At 66.6% G+C, this 17644-nt stretch carries 11 protein-coding genes; 7 read left to right on the forward strand and 4 right to left on the reverse strand.

The window, feature by feature from the left end; all coding sequences use genetic code 11:
• Positions 1-54 precede the first annotated feature (54 nt).
• The gene (locus JWQ90_RS07815; protein ID WP_299691707.1) at positions 55-816 is read right to left on the reverse strand and encodes a hypothetical protein; all 762 of its coding nucleotides are present in this window, start codon (positions 814-816) and stop codon (positions 55-57) included.
• A 115-nt stretch (positions 817-931) separates the two neighbouring features.
• Between JWQ90_RS07815 and JWQ90_RS07820 the strand changes: the two genes are divergently transcribed.
• Positions 932-1858 (forward strand): DMT family transporter, encoded by a 927-nt coding sequence (locus JWQ90_RS07820; RefSeq protein ID WP_299691710.1) that lies wholly within the window; start codon positions 932-934, stop codon positions 1856-1858.
• A 317-nt stretch (positions 1859-2175) separates the two neighbouring features.
• Positions 2176-3291, forward strand: a complete 1116-nt coding sequence (locus tag JWQ90_RS07825) for a GNAT family N-acetyltransferase (protein WP_299691713.1) — start codon at positions 2176-2178, stop codon at positions 3289-3291.
• A gap of 200 nt (positions 3292-3491) precedes the next feature.
• Here the strand turns inward: JWQ90_RS07825 and JWQ90_RS07830 are convergent, their stop codons facing one another.
• The 3 genes from JWQ90_RS07830 to clpB all read right to left on the reverse strand — a co-directional run bounded on the left by JWQ90_RS07830 (position 3492) and on the right by clpB (position 11358).
• Positions 3492-7937, reverse strand: coding sequence for a M36 family metallopeptidase (locus JWQ90_RS07830; protein WP_299691716.1), 4446 nt, complete (start codon positions 7935-7937; stop codon positions 3492-3494).
• Positions 7938-8164: 227 nt separating this feature from the next.
• Positions 8165-8491 (reverse strand): high-potential iron-sulfur protein, encoded by a 327-nt coding sequence (locus tag JWQ90_RS07835; protein ID WP_299691719.1) that lies wholly within the window; start codon positions 8489-8491, stop codon positions 8165-8167.
• Between the two features lie 269 nt (positions 8492-8760).
• Positions 8761-11358 (reverse strand): ATP-dependent chaperone ClpB, encoded by a 2598-nt coding sequence (clpB, locus tag JWQ90_RS07840; RefSeq protein ID WP_299691721.1) that lies wholly within the window; start codon positions 11356-11358, stop codon positions 8761-8763.
• A 142-nt stretch (positions 11359-11500) separates the two neighbouring features.
• Between clpB and JWQ90_RS07845 the strand changes: the two genes are divergently transcribed.
• The 5 genes from JWQ90_RS07845 to JWQ90_RS07865 all read left to right on the forward strand — a co-directional run bounded on the left by JWQ90_RS07845 (position 11501) and on the right by JWQ90_RS07865 (position 17525).
• Positions 11501-12124 carry a D-sedoheptulose 7-phosphate isomerase gene (locus JWQ90_RS07845; RefSeq protein WP_299691724.1) on the forward strand — a complete coding sequence of 208 codons (624 nt, stop codon included), beginning with the start codon at positions 11501-11503 and terminating at the stop codon, positions 12122-12124.
• Positions 12125-12130: 6 nt separating this feature from the next.
• On the forward strand, positions 12131-13327 hold the full coding sequence (locus JWQ90_RS07850) for an HlyD family efflux transporter periplasmic adaptor subunit (RefSeq protein ID WP_299691726.1): 1197 nt from the start codon (positions 12131-12133) through the stop codon (positions 13325-13327).
• Position 13328: 1 nt separating this feature from the next.
• The gene (locus JWQ90_RS07855; RefSeq protein ID WP_299691729.1) at positions 13329-15350 is read left to right on the forward strand and encodes a glycosyltransferase; all 2022 of its coding nucleotides are present in this window, start codon (positions 13329-13331) and stop codon (positions 15348-15350) included.
• Positions 15351-15470: 120 nt separating this feature from the next.
• On the forward strand, positions 15471-16592 hold the full coding sequence (bcsZ, locus tag JWQ90_RS07860) for a cellulose synthase complex periplasmic endoglucanase BcsZ (protein ID WP_299691731.1): 1122 nt from the start codon (positions 15471-15473) through the stop codon (positions 16590-16592).
• Positions 16593-16601: 9 nt separating this feature from the next.
• Positions 16602-17525, forward strand: coding sequence for a cupin-like domain-containing protein (locus JWQ90_RS07865; RefSeq protein WP_299691734.1), 924 nt, complete (start codon positions 16602-16604; stop codon positions 17523-17525).
• The last annotated feature ends 119 nt before the right edge of the window (positions 17526-17644 follow it).

Here is a 17644-nt window from a genome sequence, read left to right on the forward strand (position 1 = left end):
GCGCAGGTCGGCCGGTTCAACCGCACCGTTGATCGGCATTGCGCCCACCGGGCCCTATGTCAAGCGCAATCTGGACCCGTCTTCTTCACTCCCTGGGAAGACATAAGGCCGGCCTAACCCGTCCGGCACTTGGGGCCCCGTATTACTCCCTGGTACGGGGCTTTTTCTTGTCCGTTGAATGGCCCCGATGCCCGAGCCGGTCAGTCGTCGTGAAAGCGACTGGACGCGTTGCAGCGCCGGGGTCAGATGCGCCTGCCATCGCTGCCGCGGCCGCAGATCGACGATCGGCAACGGGTGCATCGAAGCGCCCGCCTGCAAATCTGCCTGGTCTGCGCGGATGCGCTGCATGATCCAGTCGGCGATGGACGCACGCGTCACCTCGTCGATGCCGGCCGGATCGTAGCGGCAGCAGGGCGCGCCCTGCAGATCGGTCGGCATCTGCTTCAGCGACGACGATTTCAGATGCAACACCGGCTTGTTCAAGGCCTGCAGATAACCGACTTCCAGCGCGACGTTGGGATTGAAGCCGCGGTCTTCGGCGTCCTCGAACACCGAGATGGCGAATGCGCAGCCGTGCAGATACACGCAGACGTTATCGAAGAGTTGCCGGTGATAGCGGTGGTGATCCGCGCGTAGCAGGGTGACGCCGGTGCGGCGCGACACGTCGGCCAGCGCCGCGAGCACGGCGGCGTGCTCGGCCGTCAGGCCGAAGCGCATAACCACAAAGCCTGCCGGTTCGGTGGCGGGGTAATCGTCCTGGAACTGCTTCAGTGCGGCGCCGAAATCGTCTGCTGACGGGCCGCGGCCGGGTTTCATCGCGCGCTCCATTGTGAAAGCATGTGGGGCCAGTATTTCGCGGCGCTGCACCGGGCTCATCGTCAAGCTTGATGACGCCGCGCCGGCGAGCCGGCCGTTTCCCACTCTCAAGAACATGTCCAGCCTGCGTAAACCTCTAGACGGCCTCGCTGTCGGCCTGATGATCGTGCTGTGCGCCTGCTGGGGTTTTCAGCAGATTGCGATGAAGCTCGCCGCGCCGTCGCTGCATCCGGTGATGCAGAACGGCCTGCGCTCGCTGATTGCGGCGATTCTGCTGATTGCGCTGATGCGGGCCCGGAGCGAGCCGTTCTCGCTGCGCGACGGCCGGCTGCTCGCCGGGCTCGGCGCCGGCGCGCTGTTTGCCGGCGAATTCCTGATGGTCGGGCTCGGTCTGGTGTTCACGACGGCCTCGCACCTGGTGGTGTTCGTCTACACCGCGCCGATTTTTACCGCGCTCGGCCTGCACTTCTTCGTCGCCGGCGAGCGGATGACGCGGGTGCAATGGCTGGGCGTATTGCTCGCGTTCGCCGGCATCGCACTCGCGTTCTCGGATGGATTCGCGGCCGGGATCGCCGCCGGTAGCGCGGGTGACCGGCACTCGCTCCAGATGCTGATCGGCGATGCGCTTGGCGTGGTCGGCGGCCTGATGTGGGCGGCGACCACGCTGCTGATTCGCGGCTCCTCGCTGTCCGAGGCGCCGCCGATGCAGACGCTGCTGTATCAGCTCGCGGTCGGTGCGCTGCTGCTGCTGATCGCCGGCGGGCTAATCGGCGAGTGGCATGCGGTGACGATGACGCCGGTGGCCTGGGCGAGCCTTGCATTCCAGGGAATCGGCGTTGCCTTTGCCAGTTTCCTGGCCTGGTTCTGGCTGTTGCGGCACTACCTCGCGTCGCGGCTGTCGGCGTTTTCATTCCTGACACCGCTGTTCGGCGTCAGCTTCGGCGTGCTGCTGCTGGGCGACCCGGTTGATCCCCGCTTCATTGGCGGCGCCGTGCTGGTGCTGGCCGGCATCGCGCTGGTCAACCTGCGGCGCTCATCGTAGGCCGGTCTTTTGTCGACGTGTACCCTTGGATGCGCAATCACTGCCTCGCGTCGGCAGGGGATTGCCGACCTACGACTCGAGCGCCCCGTTGATTCCATCATCGGGCGCGGCAAAAAGCGTTACATACCCGATATCTGATCGATCGTCTCCTCGTCCGCGTGGACTGATGATGGCGGCGGGGCTGCGGCATGTTCAGCATGCGTCCATTCGGCTGTGAAACGATGCGACAGACGAGTCAGGGAAGACTCGCGACGACAACGTCCCGGCCGGGCATGGCCCGGGCGTTCCGGCGGTGCAGGGTTTGAAAGGAGACGCGCGTGGCAGTTGATGACGCCACTGCTTTGAATATGGAGCAGAGAGTCGATTTTTTCCCTGGTTTTTCCGTTCGGCATGCAGACGTGGAGAAGCAGGCTGTCGAACGCCTCTGCGTTCCCGGCGTGGACAACCGGGTGCGGCCTGCCGTGAGTTCGGTTGCGCATTGCGCCGGCATGTTGGACGCGGACTCCTTGGCACCGACGATTTTCCACCAGGGCTGGTGGCTCGATATTGTCGGTCGCGGCCGCTGCGAACTGGCCGAGGTCAGCCGCAATGGCCGCGTCGTCGGCCGCCTGCCGTACCTGATCACCCGGCAGCGCGGTTTCAAGGTATCGGTAATGCCGCAGTTGACCCATGTGCTCGGGCCTGCGGTTGATCCAGGCCGGGGCAGCACCAATACCCGGATGCTGAATCGCCTGGACATCATGAAAGAGCTGGCCGGCAAGTTGCCGCAGCTGGCGCTGTTCTGGCAGAGCTGCCACCGGCAGGTAGAGGACGTGATTGCATTCCAGGGCTGCGGCTTCGATGCGACGGCGCATTTCACCTCGGAGATCACACCCGCGCCGGAAGCGCAGCTATGGTCGGCGATGCGCGACAAGACGCGCAACGTGATCCGCCGCAGCACCGAGCGCAACAGCGTCGAAGATATCGACGATCCTGAATTATTCCGCGCGTTCTACAGCCACAATCTGGGTGCAAGCGGTCGCGATGCCTATTTTGATCTGGGCCTGATCGCGCCGCTGTTCGAAGCCTGCCGGGCTCGCGATTGCGGCCGCATGCTGATGACGCGCGACGAGCGCGGCCAGGCGAGCGCATCGGTGTTCTATGTCTGGGACAGCCAGACCCTGTGGTATTTCCTGTCCACGCGTGATCGCGACGCTCACGACAACGGTGCGGTCAGCCTGCTGCTATGGCATGCGATCCGGGATGCCGCACGCCGCGAACTGCTGTTCGATTTCGACGGCGTCTCCAGCGAAGGCTCGGCGCGTTTCTTCGCCGGCTTCGGCGGCACGCTCGCGCCGCGCTACGCGATCCGCCGCAGCAGCGCCGCCTATGACCTGATGAAGAGCGTCGCTGCCATGTTTCATGGATCAGGGCGCAATCACTTCACCGGATGAGCGCCGCCGCGTCGATCTCCAAAGCTCTAGTCCGCTGGATCATTGGAATTGGCGGTGAGGGACGCCCGAGGCGGGATGCGATGCAAGGCGCAAAGCACAGCGATACCCGTAGGTATCGCGAGCATTTGCAACGCAGCAGCGCGCCCGCATCGGGTGGACAGCACCGTCGATTTCAGTGATTCAGTGGACTAGGTCGGCAGTCAGTGCGAAGCCCGATGCGCAATCGGGGTTTCAGGTCGGCAAGGGATTGCCGACCTACGCAGGCGTTGTCGCAGGCCGCCCGCCGCCGCCAGTAGCGCCAGCAGCGCCAGGTTCGGTGCGCCGCCGCCGTGATGTTTGGAACTGCCGCCCGACGAGCCGCCGCCAGCCTGTACCGTGACTTCGTCGCTGCTGCTGGCGTTGGCCGGATCGGTCACCGTCAGCTGGAACACGTAGCTGCCGTCGCCGTTCGGCGTGAAGCTCGGATACGCGCCGCCCGCGCCTGAGAGCGTCACCGACGGGCCGCTGACCTGGCTCCAGACGTAACTCAGCGCATCACCGTCCGGATCGCTCGAAGCCGAGCCATTCAGCGCTGATGCCAGGCCGGTGCTGCCGCTGCCGTCGGCTCCGGCATTGGCGATCGGCGGACGATTGACGTTGACGATGGTCACCTGCACCTCGTCGCTGGCGCTGAGTCCGCCGCCATCGGTCGCGGTCAGCCGGAAGCGCAGCGCGGTGTCGGCGGAAACACTGGGCGACACGAAGCTCGCCGTCAGCGTGCTGGCGTTCGTCAGCGTCACCATCGGCCCCGCGGTCTGCGTCCATTTCACCGTGAAGCCCGCCGCGCCTTCCGGATCGGCCGCCTGGCCGGCCAGTGTGATCGTCGACAGGCTCAGGCCGGACCCGCTGCGTTCCGGTGCCGAGAAGTCGTCGCCGGCCATTGCCACCGGCGCGCGGTTCGCGCAGATGCCGTTGTCGCTGCTGATCTGGTTGAACGGCGTGCCGGCGTCGGTGGCGACGACGTTGTCGATGATCCAGCCGGCGCCGCCGACCGAGGCATCGCTGCCGAGCACGAAGCGCAGCTTGACGGTGTGGCCGGACAGCGTGCTGCCGAAGTCCAGGGTTTCGTGCACGACGCCGCCGGACGATCCGCCGTAGCCGCTGCGGCCGAGTGCGCTGATGTTGCCGTCGTAGCCCCTGGCGAAGCTCGCGCCCGCGGCCGCCGCATCCTGCCAGGCGCCGCCGTCGACGCTGACGTCGATCGCACCGCCGTCGTACTTGACGAGCAGGTCCGCGTCGAAATCGTATTCGTGATCGAACGAGAACGCGAAGCGGCCGCCCGCCGGCACCGTGAACAGCGGGCTGGTCAGATCCAGCGTGGCGGCGCTGGCCTCGTCGGGCGCGAACCAGGCGTTGCCGCTGCCGGTGATCGCGTTCTGGTCGGTGATTGCCCAGACCTCGCTGGTGCCGGTGCTGGCGACCGCCCAGTCCGGCGACGACAGCGCCGCGTATTCGAAGCCGTCGGTGGCCGAAGTGCGCGCGATGTCGGCGTTGGCGATCAGCGCGTAGCTCGACGGCTCCGGATACTGCACCGCCGGATCGGGGCTGGCCGGCGGATCGAGCTTAAGCGTCAGCGCGATCGTCTGCGGGCCGCTGACGCTGGACGCGAGCGTAGCCTTGACCGTGGCCTTGGACGTGGTGCCGACCGCGCCGACCGCGAAGCCGAGCTTGCCGCCGTTGGCGAGCGTGACGCCGGCGGAGCTGGTGCTCAGGGTTCCGCTCAGCGTCTGGCCCGGCTCATAGCCGCCGTTGTTGATCAGCTCGAAGCTCAGTATCCCGGATTCGCCGGCGTCCAGAACGCCATCCTGGTCGCAGGAGTCGAGCGTGAAGTCGAGCACGTCGCCGCCGATGCCGGGCGCCAGCGTCGGTGTCGATGCGATCAGCGCGACGTAGCTTTCGGTGACGCCGGTGTTGTCGGTGCTGGTGCTCGCCGGCGCGATCGCGCCGATGCCGGCGCCGCGCTTGGCAAAGCCGCGGGCGCAGGCGTTGTAGTCGCCGAAGTCGGCAGCCAGCGCGGCGGCCAGCACGCCGTCGCGCGCCTGGGTGATGGTCGGCTGCGACGGCGTCATCTTCAGGCCGGCGATCACGTAGTCCATCATGTTGCTGCGCGACTGCTCGAAGCTGTGCTCGCCGTTGTCGAGGATGTTGGTGTAGCACTCGAACAGCATCTGCGCCCAGACTTCGCCGGTGTTGTGCACCTCGGAATTGCTGGCGCCGTCCTGGCCGTAGGCGACCGGTGCCGTGTCCGCCAGCGGCTCGCCGTCCTGGACGTGTTTGAACGTCAGCGAGTTGTACTGGAACTGCTTGGAATACGGCATGCGGCGGATGCCGTAATAGAACGGCGCTACCGGCACGATGCCGGGCACCGCGTAATACGCCAGCGGATAGATGCCCTGGTAGTGCTCGTTGCCGGCGACCAGCGCGTCTTCCGGCCGGATCGTCAGCAGCAGCGCGTCGAAGTCGCTCCAGCCTTCGCCCATGCCGCCGCCCTGGGTGTTGGACAGGCCCGAGCCGTCGCCGACCAGGCGGTTGCTGACGTGGTGGAAGAATTCGTGCGCGATGATCTGCTCGTCGAGCGTGCCGTCGTAGTCGATCGAGTGCAGACGCTGCACGTGCATCGTCAGCGTCTCGCCAGCCGCGATGCGTGCTTTCAGCGCGTCGCCGTCGGCCTTGCCGATCATCACCGCCGGCAGCGTGTACAGCGTGTCGGTGGTCGGCAGCGGAATGTTGATCGGCAGCGTCGGCAGATCCGCGTTGCCCATCACGATCGGCGAGCCGTCGACGTTATTGATGACGATCATCGCCACCGCGCCGGACAGCGTCGCGAACTGCTCCTTGGTCGTGAACGCGCAAGTGCCGCGGTCGATCAGCGCAATCTTGCCGCTCAGATTCAAGTCGGGCGTAGCCGGCAAGGTGGTGCCGACCACCGGCACCGCCGGCAGCGCGGAGCAGCCGTCGCTGGTGGAATCGCCGTCGCTTTCGCTGGCGAGAGCAGCGATGTTGCTCACGTCGAATTCGGTGGGCCCGAACGAGGCCTGGGTGAACACCAGCGGCTCGCCCGCGGTCGGCGCGGTGACCTTGACTTCACCGTGGATCGAGCCGTCGAACAAGTACATCTGCATCGTCGGCGAGCCGCCGTCGGCCGGCGTCGACATGTTGGCGTTGTCGCGGCCGGAAGCGTCCTGTCCCTGAGCCGAGATCGCATCGCCCTCGCTGCCGTTGCGGCCGTAGTTGCTGGTCTGCGCGTTGCCCGCGGCCTCGTTGAAGCCGTGGTCGTACCACCAGTCGTGCAGCCAGTTGTTCATGTAGAACAGATTGACGATCGCCGCGTTCTTGGCGTTGTCGGTAGAGGGATCGTCGTCGGCGGCGATAGGCCAGTCGAAGGTATTCGCCGAGGTCAATGTGGTGCGCAGGTCGCCGGTGCCGGCCTGGTAGCCGTCGGTCACCAGGCTGGTCGCGTCGACACCGAGCAGCAGGCCGCTGTCGAGGAAGGCGTCGACGTTGTTGCCGGTGGTCGTCGTTGCATCCGCGCTCAGCCAGGGATCGCCGGTGCTGATCGCCGGGGAGTGATCCAGCGTGACCAGACTGGAGGCGACGCCGCTGCGCGCGATCAAATCGGCCGGACCGGTGCCGGGGTAGGGCGCATAGCCATTGCCCAGCGGCTGATCGTAGGGCTGGTTGATGCCGTCGGTGTCGGCGAACACGCGGTAGGTGAAGCTCTCGTAGGCAGTCAGGTCTTTGCGGAACAGCAGGCTGCCGTCGGCCGCGGAAATCACGTAGCCGTAGGCGTCGCGACGATGGCTGCCGGCCGGCGCGCCCATCACCTCAATGTAGTACGCGGGCTGCAGGCCATCGGCAGCCGGGTAATAGACGCGCTTGGCGCGCACAGCGCGGCTCAGCACGTAGTCGCTCGAGTTCGTGGCCGACGCGAACCAGCTGTAGTCGTCAAGGGTCTTGAAACTGCTCAGTGCACCGGCCGGCAGATGGCCGCCGAGATCGGCGATCGCCTTGCTGATCGCCGCGCTCTGGCTCAACGCGAAACTGCCGGTGACGCCGCGCGGCTTGTGGAAGCCGCCGCTGGTCGCGATCAGCCTGCCGCTGGAATCCATCAGCAGGTTGAGGCTGCGCGTGAACACGTCGATGCCGTCAACGCGCTGCTGGAAGCGCGCGATCATCGTGCCCTGGCGGTTCTGGCCGGCGTCGGTGACGCGGGCGTCCTCGATGGCCTGGCGATCCAGGCCGAGCAGACCGGCCTGGGTCGACAGGTAGGCGCGGCCCAGCGCTTCGGGCAGCGCGCGGCGATTCAGCGCGCCGACTGTGGCGCGGGGCAGCGCGGGCGCTGCCCACAGAAACGGCGCGCTGCCGGTCTGCACATCGAAGCTCGATGCGTAGCCCTGCGCGTTGCGCTGCGCGGCGACTCGCGACTGCAGGCTCGCGCGCTTGGCGGAGACCGGCGGTGACGCCAGGCTGTCCGTGGCCAGCGAGGCGCGATAAGAATCGAAGTTCGGGCGCTGCGGGCTCGCCTCGTAGCGAGGCGCTGACGGCTGGGCGGCGTAGGTACTGGATGCGGCGAGCGACAAAGACAAAACGAAAACGCGAGCTTTCACGCTGATCCCCAAGAATGCGATGAAAAATCCACGCGCATTCCCTGCGCCGACCTCCCTGCGAGGCCGTCCGCAACCGCCGTCCGAGCTCGCTGGAGTTATCGGCGAACGGAACCTGAACCGTCAATCAGCATAACTACCCAAAGCGGTCACCCGCCGCTCCTGCCGCGACAAAAAGAGCTGTTTTTACCAAGCCATTCGAGCGCTGCAGGCGCGACGAGATCGGCCGATCAGGCTGCCGCGGGACTGTAAGCGCGGCACCAGCCAGTCTTGGCGACGAGCTTGCCGCCGAAAGCGCCGCAGGGGGCGTGGCCGGCCGCTTCCTGGGCGACTGTGTACAGCGCGCAGTTGCCGCAATGGCTGCCGGTCTTCAGGGCGGCTTCCTGGCCGGGCTTCAGGCTGGCGACGTTCTCGACATAGCCGAGCGCCTTGGCGGTCGGATCGTTGAGATCGACTTTGGCCGCCGCGGCCTGGGCAAAGCTGCGGGCGGGAATCGCGGCCAGCGCGGCGGCGCCGCACAGGCCGAGGAACCGACGGCGAGAGTTGGGGATCTGCATGGGGTTTACTCCTGTTGGCTTGGTGGGCCTGGCTGACAGGGCTGCAATGCTAACCCCTAAACTGATCGCCTAAACTGATCGCGTCGCGGCTCACCGCGCTCTCGACCGAAATAAACCTGGCCGGGAATCGAGACGCGACCGCGGCGAGACCTGTTCATACCGCAACTGTAGGAGCGGGTCGTACCCGCGACTGTGCCGTCGAGTTCACAGTCGCGGGTACGACCCGCTCCTACAGTTGCAGGATTGGCAGCCTAAAAATTGTTCCCGCGTCAGACGGCCTTGCGCGTGAACACCAGCGCCTCGCCGTCCACCGCCACCTCGATCCGATCGCCGTTGGCAAACTCGCCGTCGAGGATGCGCCGCGCCAGCGGGTTCTCGACCAGGGTCTGGATCGCGCGTTTCAGGGGCCGCGCGCCGTACACCGGGTCATAGCCCGCTTCCGCGAGGCGATCCAGCGCCGCGTCGCTGAACTCCATCGTGATGCCGCGCTCGGCGAGCCGCTTGATCACGTGCTGCGACTGCACCCGGGCGATCGAGCGGATCTGCTGCGAGCCCAGCGGATGGAACACCACCGACTCGTCGATGCGGTTGATGAATTCCGGACGGAAGTGCTGGCCGACCACGGCCATCACCGCCTCGCGGATCGCCGCGTAATCCTTGCTGCCGGCCTCGGTGCTCATCATGTCCTGGATCAGCTGCGAGCCGAGGTTGCTGGTCATCACCACCACCGCGTTGCGGAAGTCCACGGTGCGGCCCTGGCCGTCGGTCAGGCGGCCGTCGTCCAGTACCTGCAGCAGGATGTTGAACACCTCCGGATGCGCCTTCTCGGTCTCGTCCAGCAGGATCACCGAGTACGGCCGGCGACGCACCGCCTCGGTCAGCTGGCCGCCCTCCTCGTAGCCGACATAGCCCGGCGGCGCGCCGATCAGCCGCGCGACGCTGTGGCGCTCGCCGTACTCGCTCATGTCGATGCGCACCATCGACTCCTCGGTGTCGAACAAAAAGTTCGCCAGGGCCTTGCACAGCTCGGTCTTGCCGACGCCGGTGGGTCCCAGAAACAGGAACGAGCCGATCGGCCGGTTCGGGTCGGCAAGGCCGGCGCGCGAACGCCGGATCGCGTTGCTGACCGCGGTGACCGCCTCGTCCTGGCCGACCACGCGCTGATGCAGCGCCTCTTCCATGCGCAGCAGTTTTTCGCGCTCGCCTTCGAGCAGCTTGGACACCGGGATGCCGGTCCAGCGCGACACCACTTCGCCGATTTCTTCCTCGGTGACGCTGGTGCGCAGCAGCTTGAACTTCTGCTTCTGATCGGTGGTGGCGGTCGCGGCGATGCGCCGCTCCAGTTCCGGAATCTTGCCGTACTGCAGTTCGGCCATGCGCGCGAGATCGCCGGCGCGGCGTGCCGCTTCCATCTCGATCTTCAGACGCTCGAGCTCCTCGCGCACGCCGGCCGACCCGGCCACCTGCGCCTTCTCGGCTTTCCAGGTTTCTTCCAGGTCGCTGTTTTCGCGCTCGAGCTTTTCGATATCGACTTCGAGCGCCGCGAGCGAGCGCCGGGCGCCGTCGTCCTTCTCTTTCTTCAGCGCCTCGCGCTCGATCTTCAGCTGGATCAGGCGGCGATAAAGACGATCCAGCGCCTCGGGCTTGGAGTCGATCTCGATGCGGATGCGCGACGCCGCCTCGTCCATCAGATCGATCGCCTTGTCCGGCAGGTTACGGTCGGTGATGTAGCGATGGCTGAGCTTGGCGGCCGCGATCAGCGCGCCGTCGGTGATGTCGACGCCGTGATGCACTTCGTAGCGCTCTTTCAGGCCACGCAGGATCGCGATGCTGTCTTCGACCGAGGGCTCACCGACAAACACTTTCTGGAAGCGCCGCTCCAGCGCCGCATCTTTCTCGATGTACTTGCGATATTCGTCGAGCGTGGTCGCGCCGATGCAGTGCAGCTCGCCGCGCGCCAGCGCCGGCTTCAGCATATTGCCGGCGTCCATCGCGCCATCGGCCTTGCCGGCACCGACCAGGGTATGAATCTCGTCGATGAACAGAATTACCGTGCCTTCGGCTTTCGCCAGATCGGCGAGCACGTTCTTCAGGCGCTCCTCGAATTCGCCGCGGAATTTCGCGCCCGCGATCAGGCTGCCCAGATCCAGCGACAGCAGCCGGCGGTTCTTCAGCGACTCCGGCACCTCGCCGTTGACGATGCGCTGCGCCAGGCCTTCGACGATCGCGGTCTTGCCGACGCCGGGTTCGCCGATCAGCGTCGGGTTGTTCTTGGTGCGGCGGCTCAGCACCTGGATCACGCGGCGGATTTCCTCGTCGCGGCCGATCACCGGGTCGAGCTTGCCGCTGGCCGCGCGCGCGGTCAGGTCGATGGTGTATTTATCCAGCGATTTGCGGTTCTCCTCGGCGTTGGCCGAGTCGACCTTGGCGCCGCCGCGCAGCTTGTCGATTGCGGCGCTGAGCGTCTCCTTGCGCGCGCCGGTCTCACGCAGTGCGCGGCCGAGCGCGCCCTTGTCGTCGAGTGCGGCGAGGAAGAAAAACTCGCTGGAGATGAACTGGTCCTTGTGCTGCTGCGCGAGCTTGTCGCTCAGGTTCAGCAGCCGCGACAGTTCGGGGCCGACGCCGACTTCGCCGGTGGCCTGGCTGATCGTCGGCAGCGCGTCCAGGCCCGTCATGATCTTGCTGCGCAGGCCGGCGACATCGACGCCGGCCGACTGCAGCAGCGGCGCGGCGCCGGCGTCCTCGAGGTCGAGCAGCGCCGATGCCAGGTGCAGCGGCTCGATCGCGGTATGGTCGCGGCCCACGGCGAGGCTCTGGGCCTCCTGCAGCGCCTGCTGGAAACGGCTGGTCAGTTTGTCCATGCGCATGGGCACAGGTCCTCACGTTGGTTGAAACGGATGCCGTCTATCTGGAGTCAGGGGGGCGGCTTTCAAGTCGATTCTGGGGCTGCGCCTTATACTCGGCCTTGATCCCGATCAAGCCGTCATCGTCGATGAAAGGACTCTGAACATGAGCGAACCGCTGCCGCTAACCGAAGCCACGGTGGCCGCTTTCGTCGCCGACTCGGTGGCGTTCAAGCAGAAGATGCTCGAAGACCGCGCACTGCTGCGCGCAATCGCGCAGGTCGCCGAGGTCTGCGTCGCGGCGTATCGCGCCGGCAACAAGATCCTGATCGCCGGCAACGGCGGCAGCGCCGCGGATGCACAGCACGTCGCCGCCGAGCTGGTGGCACGCTTCGAGTTCGATCGTCCTGGCCTGCCGGCCATCGCATTGACCACCGACACCTCGGCGCTGACCGCAATCGGCAACGACTACGGTTTCGAGCGCCTGTTCTCGCGCCAGGTAGAGGCGTTGGGCCGCGCCGGCGACGTTTTCATCGGCCTGAGCACCTCGGGCAATTCCAGGAATATCCTGAAGGCGATGGAAGTCGCCCAGGCGCAGGGCCTGATCCGTGTCGCGATGTGCGGCGCCGGCGGCCGCATCCACCAGATGGCCGAGCATGTGCTGGCGATGCCGTCGATGCATACGCCGCGGATTCAGGAGGGGCACGGCCTGGTCGGGCACATCATCTGCGCGATGATCGAGGAGCAGCTGTTCGCCAGGGAATACCGGGCAATTGCCAACAGGCCCTAGCCTGATATGGACCCGAGCAAGCGGTCCTGGCGTAGCGTTCGCATCAATTGGAAGCTGGCCGGCGGTCTGGTGCTGCTGGTGCTGGCGGTGTACGCATTCGCGCAGAACATCTGGCGCACCACGGCGACCGAGGCCTACGTCAACGCGGCGCTGGCCAGCGTCGCGTCGCCGATCCCGGGCCGGGTTACCGGCGCCTTGCCGCCGCTGGGCAGCCGGGTTCCAGGCGGCTTCGAGCTGCGCGTCGAAGACGAGCGCGCTGACCTCGCGCCCAGCGTCGATGTCGACAACAAGCTGGCGGAAACCGAATCCGAACTCGCCGGCGCCGAACTCAAGATCGCGGCGATGGACAAGTCGCAGCGCGACTTCCGCGGCTACGCCAGCGAGTTCGGGCGGGCCAAGACCGGTTTCCTGGATCAGCGGATCGCGCAGGCGCGGGCGCTCGCCGATTCCCGCCAGGCTTCGCTGGATCAGCTGATCGACGACTTGAACCGCGTTCAGCAACTGCCCGAGCGCGCGATCGCGGTACGCGACGTGATCATCGCCCAGACCCGCGTGACCGCGGCCCGCACCGATCTCGCCGCGCAGCAGGCCGAGGTGCAGAGCCTGATCATCTCGCGCGATGCGCTGGGCCGCGGCGTGCAGTTGACCGAGGGGCTGCCCGATCGCATTTATTCCGACCAGCGCGCTCAGGAACTCGCGTTGCTACTGGCGACCGAGAAAGCGCGCCGCCAGGGGCTGCTGGCGCTGCGTGACACGCTGCGCAAGAGTCAGCAGGCCAGCCGCCAGGCACTGGAGCGCCGCCGCGACGCCCGTATTCCGGTATCGGACGGCGTGGTCTGGCGGCGCACGCCGGAAAACAGCTTCGTCGCGGCGGGCGGCGTGCTCGGTGCGGTCGCGGTGTGCTCGGAAGTGGTGCTGACGGCGACGCTGACGCGGCGCGATTTTCAGCGCGTCTACGTCGGGCAGGCGGTCGATGCCGAGGTGCGGATCGAGGACGGCGCCGAGATCGAACTCAGCGGCAAGGTGATCGCGCTGACCGGGCCGACGATCGAGAATGCGCAGGGCATGGCGATCCCGTTCGGCCGTTCTTCGAGCAGCGACGGTTACGGCGTCGTCGTGCGCCCGGACCAGCCGGCGCAGCTGGGCTGTCGTATCGGCGCGCAGGCCAAGCTCGAATTCAGCCGCGGCGCCGCGGGCAGCTGAAATGGACACGATGGTCGTCCTGGCGCCGGTGATGCTGGTGGCCGGCTTGCTGTTCGCGGTCTTCGGTCTGCGCCAGGCGCGCTGGGTGCCGCAGATGCATGACGAGAATCGCCGGCTGCGGCCCTGGCTGTTCGGCGGCCTGGGCCTGCTGCTGGCCCGCTATGTGATCTGGCGGCTGACCCAGACGCTGCCGCCGTTCGGCTTTTCGGTGGCCGGCTTGTGGCCGTACCTGTTCCTGCTGTTCGAGATCAGCAGCGTGGTGATGACGGTGATCACCTACCTGACGCTGTCGCGGCATACCAACCGCACCCACGAAGTCGAAGCGGCGCTGCCGGCACTGCGTGCGCGACCGCCGTACCGGATCGCGCTGCTGATCCCGACCTACAACGAGCCGCTGGTGGTGCTGGAGCGCACCATCCTCGGCTCGCTGGTGCAGGATTACCCCGACGTGCGCGTCTGGGTGCTCGACGACAGCCGGCGCGACTGGCTGCGCGATTACTGCGCCGAGGCCGGCGTCGGCTACGGCACGCGCACCGACAACGCCGGCGCCAAGGCCGGCAACATGAATGCGGGCCTGGCGACGATCCGCGCCAGCGGCTTCGAGCCGGATTTCCTCGGCGTACTCGACGCCGACTTCGTGCCGACCTCGTCCTTCATCCGCCGCTGCCTGGCCTTGCATCTGGTGCATCCCGAGGCCGGCATCGTGCAGACGCCGCAGCACTTCTTCAATCCGGACCCGATCCAGATGAATCTGGCGCTGTCCGGCCTGGCGCCGGACGAGCAGCGGTTTTTCTTCGACGAGCTGCTGCCGGGCCGCGACGGCTGGGGCACCGCGTTCTGCTGCGGCACCTCGTCGGTGATCCGCACCGCGGCGGTGGATGCGATCAACGGCTTCCCGATGGACAGCGTCACCGAGGACATGCTGATGTCGATGCGCATGCGCGAGGCCGGCTACCAGACGCTGTATCTGAACGAGCCGCTGACCACGGGCCTTGCGCCGGAAGGGCTCGGCGAATACATCGTGCAGCGGCACCGCTGGTGCCTGGGGCTGATGCAAATTGTCCGCGACCATTACAACCCGTTCTCACGGCGTCATCGGCTGAAGCTGATGGACCGCGTGCACCTGTTCGATACCTTCATGTACTGGGCGTTTTCGTTTCCGACACGCTACGTGTTCATGGCGGCGCCGGTGATCTACTGGACCACCGGGATGCTGGTGATCGAGGCGGATTTTCCGAGCATGCTGTACTACATGGCGCCGTGGCTGGTGCTGCACATGACGGCGATGACCTGGATCACGCGCGGCAGCCTGCAGCCAGTGTTGAACGACGTGACCCAGCTGCTGATCGCGCCCGCTGCGATACATGCCACTTTCACCGGCCTGTTCTCCAACGAGAAGCACAAGTTCAAGGTCACGCCGAAGGGCCTGACCGGCACCGAGATCAGCATCGACTGGCGCGCGCTGTCGCCGGTGCTCGCGTTCCTGCTGCTGAATCTGCTCGGCCTGTTGCTGGCTTTGACGCCGCAGTTCCAGCCGCAGCTGGACCCGGCGCCGCGCCTGGTCAACCTGTTCTGGATCATCGTCAACGTGCTGGTGCTGAGCCTGACCGCGGCGGCCTGCGTCGAGTTGCCGCGGCAGCGCACGCAGGAGCGTTTTGCGTCCGCCGGAACGCGTGCCTGGCTGGTGCTGGGCCGCTCCAAGCTGCCGGTGGAACTGCGCGACCTCTCGTTCGGCGGCTGCAGCCTGGCGCTGGACGTGGCGCTGGCCGACAGCGGCAGCGCGACCGCCGCGGTGACGCTGATGTTCTCGCCTGGCGAGACCTACCAGGTGCTGCGGATGCGCTCGCGCATCGTCAACGGCCACAGCGTCCTCGGCTGCCGCTTTGTCTCGTTGAGCCTGGAGCAGCAGCAGTCCCTGGTGCTGCGCATCTATGGCGGCGGCAAGGGCCGGCTGCTGCACGGCAACGACACGCTGGGCCTGGTGTCGACGATGTTCCGCCGCCTGTTCAATGCGGGTCCCTGAGCCGGCGAGATTCATTCAGCTGTGGACGTTATCGCCTAATTAAGCTGCGCCTAAGCTGCGCCGGAGCAGGGCATTGCGCAGGGTGCGTCGCGTCGCCACGGCATCGATCAAGGAGCGATCATGCGGGTCAAGTGGATACTTTTCGGCTGGCTGCTCAGCAGCATCTGCGCTGCCTGCAGTCCCGGCGCGGGCTGGGACGACTGGACCCGCTACGCCGAACGTTTCGTGCAGGCCGATGGCCGCGTGATCGATCTGACGTTCGATCAGAAAAGCACATCCGAAGGGCAGTCGTACGGTTTGTTCTTCGCGCTGGTCGCCAATGACCGGCCGCGCTTCGATGCGATCCTGAACTGGACCGCGCTGAATCTCGCCGACGGCCAGCTCGCCACCCAGCTGCCCGGCTGGCTGTGGGGCAGGCGCGACGACGGCAGCTGGGGCATCAAGGACACCAACTCCGCGGCCGACGGCGACCTGTGGACGGCTTACGCGCTGCTCGAAGCCGGCCGGCTGTGGAAGTCGCCGGTGTATTCGGCGCTGGGCAGGAACCTGCTCGACCTGGCCGCGCAGCACGAGATCGCCGATGTCGGCAATGACCAATACCTGCTGCCGGCACCGCTCGGCTTCAAGCTCGACGACGGCCGCCTGCGCGTCGATCCCTCGTATGTGCCGCCGTTCCAGTTCCGCTACTTCGGCACTCTCGATCCAAAGGGTCCGTGGATGCCGATCCTCGACACCTACCAGCGGCGCATGCCGGACATGTTCCGGCACGGCATCGCCCCCGATCTGGTGCGCGTGGCGCCGGACGGCGCGATCGAGTTGGACCCGGAGCGTCCCACCGCCAGCTACGACGCGATCCGCGTTTACCTGTGGGCGGCGATGTCGGGCCGCGACGGTGTCGAGCAGTTGCCGAAACTGCGCGGCTTCGTCGAGATCGTACGCGAGCGCAAGGCGCCGCCGGAGAAGATCGACGTCGCCAGCGGCAAGCCGGTCGCCGGTGACTATTCGCCGATCGGTTTCATGGCCGCGGCGCTGCCGTATCTGCAGGCGGTGGGCGAACAGCCGCTGGCCGATGCGCTGCGCACGCGGCTGAAACTGGCTCGCACGAAATCGCAGCTGATGAAGAATGCGAACTACTACGACGAGTCGCTAGTGTTGTTCGCGCTCGGCTATCTGGACGGCTACTACCGCTTCGACGACCAGGGCCGGCTGCTGCCGCGCTGGGCGGCGCCGCACCAGGACTGAGAGGGAAATATGGACCTGTCATCCGATGCGCAGATGGCGAGCGCCGCGTTGCCGGTCGATCGCTGTTCGATACACGAGCGCCGCCGGCTGCTCGAGAACTATGTGCTCGCCGCAAGGCCGGTGGTGATTCCGGATGCCGCGGAGGCCTGGCCGGCGCGGCGGCGCTGGACGCCGCCGTTCTTCGCGCGCCACTACGGCGAACTGACGATGACGATCGCCGGACGCCGCTGGAGCCTCGCCGAATACATCGCGCAGATGCAGCGCGGGCCCTGCGATCCGCCGCTGCCGTACCCGTTCAACTTCGACATGCAGCAGCACTTTCCGGAGCTGATCGCCGACGTGCAGCCGCAGCCGCGGTTCGGGCGCATCGATCGCCTGAATCATCCGCTGATGTGGCATAGCCTGCTGCGCGGCACGCGGCCGCACGAGCTGTTCTTCGGCGGCCATGGCTCGGTATTCCGCCAGCTGCATTACGACACGCTGTTCCTGCACGGCCACATCACCCAGATTCTCGGCGACAAGGAGTTCTTCCTGTATCCGCCGGAACAGACGCCGCTGATGTATCCCTCGGCCGCCAACCCGAAGCTCTCAGTGATCGACGATCCCGCGGCTCCCGATCCGCAGCGCTTCCCGCTGTTCGCGCAGGCACGCCCTTGCCGGACGATGCTCAAGGCCGGCGAGACGATTTTCTTTCCGGCCGGCTGGTGGCATTACACGCGCGTCCACGGGCCGTGCATCGCTTACGGCGGCATCGGCCTGACCTCGACGAACTGGCCCGACTTCATCCGTGACAACCTCCACCACCGCATCGCCGGCGGCACGCCGCGCGCGAAGCGGATCGCGCTATCGGCCTACGGCGCCATCGCCGGCGCGGCGATGAACCTGCAGGAGTCGCTGCTGCGGCTGCGCGAGACGAATGCGGCACCGACTTAACGGGAATGGCACTAACTCTGGCGGGGACGGGCATCTACCCATCATCTCGCCACCGTGCCGATGTTGGGGTTCGCTGCGCTCACCCCAACCTACTCAGCTCGTAGGTCGGCAATCCTTTG

Origin of the sequence: Hydrocarboniphaga sp. (assembly GCF_028291725.1) — a bacterium.
Taxonomy (GTDB): domain Bacteria; phylum Pseudomonadota; class Gammaproteobacteria; order Nevskiales; family Nevskiaceae; genus Hydrocarboniphaga.

Excerpts from the sequence above, each read along its gene's own strand:
- JWQ90_RS07855 (WP_299691729.1), top strand. The coding sequence starts at position 13,329 with ATGGACACGATGGTCGTCCTGGCGCCGGTGATGCTGGTGGCCGGCTTG.
- JWQ90_RS07820 (WP_299691710.1), top strand. The coding sequence starts at position 932 with ATGTCCAGCCTGCGTAAACCTCTAGACGGCCTCGCTGTCGGCCTGATG.
- JWQ90_RS07835 (WP_299691719.1), bottom strand. The coding sequence starts at position 8,491 with ATGCAGATCCCCAACTCTCGCCGTCGGTTCCTCGGCCTGTGCGGCGCC.
- bcsZ (WP_299691731.1), top strand. The coding sequence starts at position 15,471 with ATGCGGGTCAAGTGGATACTTTTCGGCTGGCTGCTCAGCAGCATCTGC.
- JWQ90_RS07815 (WP_299691707.1), bottom strand. The coding sequence starts at position 816 with ATGAAACCCGGCCGCGGCCCGTCAGCAGACGATTTCGGCGCCGCACTG.
- JWQ90_RS07865 (WP_299691734.1), top strand. The coding sequence starts at position 16,602 with ATGGACCTGTCATCCGATGCGCAGATGGCGAGCGCCGCGTTGCCGGTC.
- JWQ90_RS07845 (WP_299691724.1), top strand. The coding sequence starts at position 11,501 with ATGAGCGAACCGCTGCCGCTAACCGAAGCCACGGTGGCCGCTTTCGTC.
- clpB (WP_299691721.1), bottom strand. The coding sequence starts at position 11,358 with ATGCGCATGGACAAACTGACCAGCCGTTTCCAGCAGGCGCTGCAGGAG.
- JWQ90_RS07850 (WP_299691726.1), top strand. The coding sequence starts at position 12,131 with ATGGACCCGAGCAAGCGGTCCTGGCGTAGCGTTCGCATCAATTGGAAG.